Annotated in this window: 5 protein-coding genes and 1 pseudogene; all 6 read right to left on the reverse strand. The window is 26.5% G+C overall.

Annotated features, from left to right (window positions below; genetic code table 11):
• Nucleotides 1-133: 133 nt before the first annotated feature.
• A complete protein-coding gene (locus KMP12_RS07145; protein WP_215757034.1) occupies nucleotides 134-1693 on the reverse strand; it encodes a recombinase family protein in 1560 nt (519 codons plus the stop codon).
• Entirely contained in the window at nucleotides 1686-2600 is a 915-nt protein-coding gene (locus KMP12_RS07150; RefSeq protein WP_215757035.1) for a recombinase family protein, read from the reverse strand. The genes KMP12_RS07145 and KMP12_RS07150 overlap by 8 nt, the downstream gene beginning before the upstream one ends.
• Nucleotides 2601-2645: 45 nt before the next feature.
• Nucleotides 2646-2822 carry an SHOCT domain-containing protein gene (locus tag KMP12_RS07155; protein WP_215757036.1) on the reverse strand — a complete coding sequence of 59 codons (177 nt, stop codon included), beginning with the start codon at nucleotides 2820-2822 and terminating at the stop codon, nucleotides 2646-2648.
• Complete coding sequence (locus tag KMP12_RS07160; RefSeq protein ID WP_179940140.1) at nucleotides 2815-3213, reverse strand: helix-turn-helix domain-containing protein; 399 nt, start codon at nucleotides 3211-3213, stop codon at nucleotides 2815-2817. The genes KMP12_RS07155 and KMP12_RS07160 overlap by 8 nt, the downstream gene beginning before the upstream one ends.
• Before the next feature lie 202 nt (nucleotides 3214-3415).
• Nucleotides 3416-3652, reverse strand: coding sequence for a hypothetical protein (locus tag KMP12_RS07660; protein ID WP_371821686.1), 237 nt, complete (start codon nucleotides 3650-3652; stop codon nucleotides 3416-3418).
• Nucleotides 3653-3748: 96 nt separating this feature from the next.
• Nucleotides 3749-3998, reverse strand: a pseudogene (locus KMP12_RS07665) (N-acetylmuramoyl-L-alanine amidase); the annotation flags it as partial.

Here is a 3998-nt window from a genome sequence, read left to right on the forward strand (position 1 = left end):
AACAACCGTTACTCCTAACGAAGTAACGGCTGTTGAACAATGGATAAATCGTTATCCACGTAAATTATTTAATTATGTATGTCCTTATGACTTGCCTGAGGTGGCTAACTTACTATTGTAATTTGCGACCAGATCATATTTTTATGACCTGGTTGTTTTTAAATTCTAATGCTACTTTTTTATCTTTATGTATAATAAGTTTTTCTACCAAAGTATTAAAAAGCTTATCGTCAAAATTAATAAGGAGTTGTTCTTGTTTTTTTAAAAAATCTATAAACAATTTTAAATCTGCAGACTGCTTAATCTTTAGTTTTATAATTCCTCTCTTTTCTAAAAGTTCATTTTGTAGATTTTCATACTTCTCAACTAAACTGTCGTACTTTATTTTATAAGACTCTTGATTTTGTAATACACTAGAATTTTGCTTTATCAAGTTCTCTACTTCAATTTTTATATTTTCCATTTCTTTTTCTAAATTATTTATTTCTGATTCTATATCTCCTGTATTTTCAATCATATCTATTAGTAATGAAAAGTTTTTAATTATTTTATTTTTTTCTTTAATTACTTTATTAATTGCTTGGACACTCCAATTCTCTATCTCTTCTTTACTAACTGATGGAGTAGTACATTTATGTTCTTTTTTATATTTTTGATTACACCTGAAAATATATCTTTTATACTTACTATTAGAATGCCAAACATGTCTGCCATAACTACCTCCACAACATCCACAAATTATTTTTCCAAAATAGCTAGTTCGAGTTCTATTATTATTTCTTTTTAGCTCTAGTTGTACTATGTCAAATGTTTTTTTGTCTATAATAGCCTCATGATTATTTTCTACATAGTATTGTGGAAGTTCTCCTTCATTTTTCTTTTTCTTTTTTGTAAGATAGTCTACTGTAAATGTTTTTTGAAGTAACGCATCTCCTTTATATTTTTCATTTTGTAACATCCCTTTTATGGTTGTATAACACCATATTTTCTTTCCAGCAGGTGTTGGTATGCCTTCTTTAGTTAAAATTTTAGCTATACTACTAGGGTTTTCTCCTTTTAAGAATAGACCAAATATATATTTTACAATCCTTGCTTCTTCTTCATATATTTCAAAACCTCCATATTTACTTTCTTTAAATCCTAATACATGTCTATAATTAAAATGAACTTGTCCTTCTGCTGCTATTTTTCTTTTACTCCATGTTATATTTTCTGATATACTTCTACTTTCTTCTTGGGCTAGTGAGCTCATAATGGTAATTAATAATTCTCCTTTTGAATCTAATGTCCATATGTTTTCTTTTTCAAAGTATATTTCCACTCCTGCTTCTTTTAAATTTCTTACTGTAGTTAATGAATCTACTGTATTTCTCGCAAACCTACTTACTGATTTAGTTATAATTAAATCAATTTTTCCCTTTAATGCATCTTCTACCATTTCTTGAAATCCTAATCGTTTTTTTGTATTTGTTCCACTTATTCCTTCATCTGAATACATTTTTACAAAATCCCAATCACTTCTACTATTTATATAACTTTCATAGTAATTCATCTGTGCTTCATAAGAACTACTCTGATCTTCATGATCTGTTGATACTCTGGCATATCCTGCCACTCTTCTTTTTTTCATACTAGGAAGTTCTGATGATTTAACTGTTCTTTTTGGTTCTATTGTTATAATCTTTTTATTCACTTTTCTTCTCCTTAATATTATGTAGACTTCTATTAGATTTTTCTTTTTGTACTCTGTCAAAAATTTCCTGCGTAATTATTGCTTCCTGCGCATTTTCTACTATATACATTGTTCTTTTACCTTTATTTATTACTGAACATCCTTTTTCTATATCATGGTATGTTTTTTGTAGTATAAGTTTTCCAGTGTAAGTTTCTTGTGATAAAATATTATGTATTATAGCTCTACTAAATTTATTTCCTTTTCTTGTTGTCTCTCCTATATCGTTAAGCTTTCTTGATATCATAGTTGGTGAGAGTCCCTCTATATACCAGTCGTATATTTGTTTTATAATTTTTGCTTCTTTTCTTTCAACTTCATATTTTGTATTTTTAAATCTATAACCATACATATCTTGTTTTATATATGGTATTCCTTGTTCAAAGCTTTTTTTTACTTTCCATTTGATGTTATCTGATATAGATTTTGATTCTTCTTCTGCTAGTGTTGATAATAATGTAAGTAATAATTCTCCATCTGTTGTTAGTGTATCAATATTTTCTTTTTCAAATCTTACACTTACTTTTAATAGTTTTAGTTCTCTAATTGTCTTTAGTAATTCTATAGTATTTCTGCCAAATCTTGATATGGATTTTGTTAAGATTATGTCAATTTCTCTTTTTTCACAGTCTTTAATTAAACGTTGATATTCTCCTCTCTTGTTTGTATTTCTACCACTAATAGCTTCATCTATATAAATTCCTTTTAATTCCCATTCAGGATTGTTTTGAATAATGGTATTATAGTAACTTACTTGATTGGATAGAGAATTTTTTAGATATGTATGTGATACTCTAGCGTAGGCTGCTACTCTTAATTTATCTTTTTTTAATGCATTCACACTTTCTATTTTTATTACTCTTTTCAATATGTATCCCTCCTTTTTGTATTACTATATATCACTCAAAACGCTTTATTTATCAAGTATTTCTTCTGTATATTTACTTAAAATAGGATTATATTCTTCTATCATTTTATTTTTAAATATATTGTAATCTTCTTTTGTTATAGTTCTTTCTTTAAGTAATTTTTTTAAATAAATTATAGTTATTTGATATAATAATTCTTTATTAAATTCGTTATCATTCATTATTATTATCTCCAAATCTAAAATTAATATAACATCTATGACTACAATATTTTCTTGTTTTATTGGCATATGATTTAAATGTTTCACCACACATTAAACATTCGTGCATACTGTATGATTTTCTTTTTACTTGATTTAGGTGTGTATTCCACCACTTCATTCTACAAATATCACTACAAAATTTTTTTTGCTTCTTTCCTACTTTTTGTATTAACTTCTCATTACATAGTAGACATCCATCATGCTTTTTTATTGTTTCTTTTTTTAATTTCTCTCTTCTACAATATGATTTAACAGTATTATGTGATAATCCTAAAATAACTGCTATCCTCTTATATCCTAATCCTTTTTTTCTTAATTTTTTTATCTCTTCTTTTTCGTGTTTATTCATTTTCTGATTCTCCTTTTATACTAAGGACAAATTTATAATGATTTAACAATTATAAATTTCATATCCTTAAATAACAGTCAAAGAAATCAATTAAAAAATTAACCTTAAAATAAAAAAACCTATCATTGCTAACTAATTAGCTATGATAGGCTTGAATTATTTATATTATTTCGTTTACTCTTTGTTGTACTTTATTGTAATCCTATCCTGCAGATGTTAGTCTATTTTTTCTATCTTCTCCGTTTCCCCACAATCCATTTATTACTTCTCTTGCGACTTCATCTATAGTTTTTATCCCTGAAACAAGTTCGTTAACTTTTGTTTGAACTTCATAGTAGTTATAACCTGCAGATGTCAATTTGTTTTTTCTATCTTCTCCATTTCCCCATAATCCATTTATTACTTCTCTTGCTATTTTTTCTATACTTAAATGCGTTATAGGATATACTTTATTTCCTAATTCATCAAATACTTTGTATTCTGGATTATTGTCTGCACATTTTTTCGCATTTTCTAGTTTTTTAAATGCTCCTTTTTAACTATTTACATCACTCCAATTTTTACGAACTCTATACAGTTTTTCTACATTATTATTTATAACTACTCCATTTAATCTTTTGTTTACTTCATTAGCTATATAATTGAATTTACTTCCCAAATAAGGTCCTGGACAATTTGTTGGCGCAAACCATTCATGTTTTGTTAAGTTTCCTGTTGTATCTCCTGTATATTCTAATTTATTAATTCCGTTTCTAGAACATATATCTACACAAAGTTCTATTGTT

This window comes from Gemella sp. zg-1178 (genome assembly GCF_018790995.1).
Taxonomy (GTDB): domain Bacteria; phylum Bacillota; class Bacilli; order Staphylococcales; family Gemellaceae; genus Gemelliphila.